Source organism: Desulfobacterium sp. N47 (assembly GCF_051233685.1).
GTDB lineage: Bacteria > Desulfobacterota > Desulfobacteria > Desulfobacterales > RPRI01 > RPRI01.
The window spans coordinates 1-1,229 of record NZ_JBAMMY010000045.1 but is presented as its reverse complement, the minus strand read 5'-3'; the positions used below and the strand labels follow the sequence as shown (position 1 = coordinate 1,229).

The 1,229-nt window shown below is 40.1% G+C and carries 2 protein-coding genes and 2 pseudogenes; 2 read left to right on the top strand and 2 right to left on the bottom strand.

Annotation, left to right across the window (positions count from 1 at the left end):
- Positions 1 to 141: pseudogene (locus VXK47_RS02515) on the top strand (ISAzo13-like element transposase-related protein); the annotation flags it as partial.
- Positions 142 to 246: 105 nt separating this feature from the next.
- Here VXK47_RS02515 and VXK47_RS02510 read toward each other — a convergent pair.
- Positions 247 to 465: a BrnT family toxin gene (locus VXK47_RS02510; protein ID WP_435547195.1), complete on the bottom strand. Its 219-nt coding sequence runs from the start codon at positions 463 to 465 to the stop codon at positions 247 to 249.
- 186 nt (positions 466 to 651) lie between these two features.
- Between VXK47_RS02510 and tnpA the strand changes: the two are divergent.
- A pseudogene (tnpA, locus tag VXK47_RS02505) lies at positions 652 to 888 on the top strand (IS200/IS605 family transposase); the annotation flags it as partial.
- A gap of 230 nt (positions 889 to 1,118) precedes the next feature.
- Here tnpA and VXK47_RS02500 read toward each other — a convergent pair.
- Positions 1,119 to 1,229 (bottom strand): ISAzo13-like element transposase-related protein (locus tag VXK47_RS02500; RefSeq protein ID WP_435547192.1); only part of this gene is annotated, 111 nt, incomplete at its 5' end.

Genomic DNA, 1,229 nt, shown 5'->3' with positions numbered 1-1,229 from the left:
AGGGGATTTGAGGCCAGTCACAATTTGGTAGCAGTACTTCTAAAGGACGCGGGCTACAGTCTTCAATCCAATCAAAAAAGTTTGGAGGGCAGTAGCCATCCGGACAGGAATCGTCAGTTCGAGCATATTAACACTAACCTCCATGCCCGGGGCGGGCACAACGAAGCATGAGAATACAGGAGTCAGAAGTCAGAAGACAGAATAACCATGCTGTTGTTTTTCTTCTGTATTCTGACTCCTGTATTCTCATATAAATTCTTTAGCCTTCATAGCACTCCGTACTGAGATAATTCGTATATTATCATTGCGGTATGTGATAATCCCGGTCCAGTGTTTTTCATTTATTTTTCCAATAACCATGAATCTCAATTCATCGGTTGTTTTAGCTGGAATTTCTAATAGATCAATATCATTCCAAAGCTCTTGGACCTCAATAAAATCAATCCCATGCTTATTTTTGTTGATATCTGATTTTTAGGGTCAAATTCAAAATTCATAATATACGCAATATACCATTTTGGCATAATTTGTCAAACTACATGAAAAAATGAGTGCGGATTCGAACTACCCATCATTAAACACTTGCAGACGAAAGAATGTTTTCTGTAATCTGTTTTTATGATATTCGGAACTTTAGAATTATGAGGATAATTATCTATTCCTCCCAAATATGCTGTGGCCCAGGTCGTTGGTTATATAAAAGGGAAAAGCGCAATAAATATTGCCAGAAACTTTGCTGGGTGCAAAAAAAACTTTACGGGTCAACATTTCTGGGCAAGAGGATATCATGTGTCCACAGTTGGACGGGATGAAGAGGCCGTCCGTAAGTATATAAAAGAACGGGAGGCAGAGGATCAAAGGATTGATCAACTTCAACTATTTGATTAAGAATCGCCATCGTTAGGTGGCTCATAATTATATCCGCTTTGAGCGGTTCACAATTTCAAGCCACCGGCTTTGCCGGTGGTCTGTGACTTTTCATAAGCACCGGCCTCAATATATTCAGGTTCTGCAAGAAGATCCTGTGACAGCTGTCACAGCAGCACGCAGCCTGCCAATCATACAGCATCTTTTGCGCGTAACCATGCTAAGTGGTTTAGAAAATATAAGCTGAACATTTAGCATAATGGCCTTGGTTTTATTTTATAATTCCACTCTCCATGGAAACCATCCCTCTCGATAGCAATCTTTCGGAGTTCTTCATCAGAGACTTTGATGCCGGTCTTGTA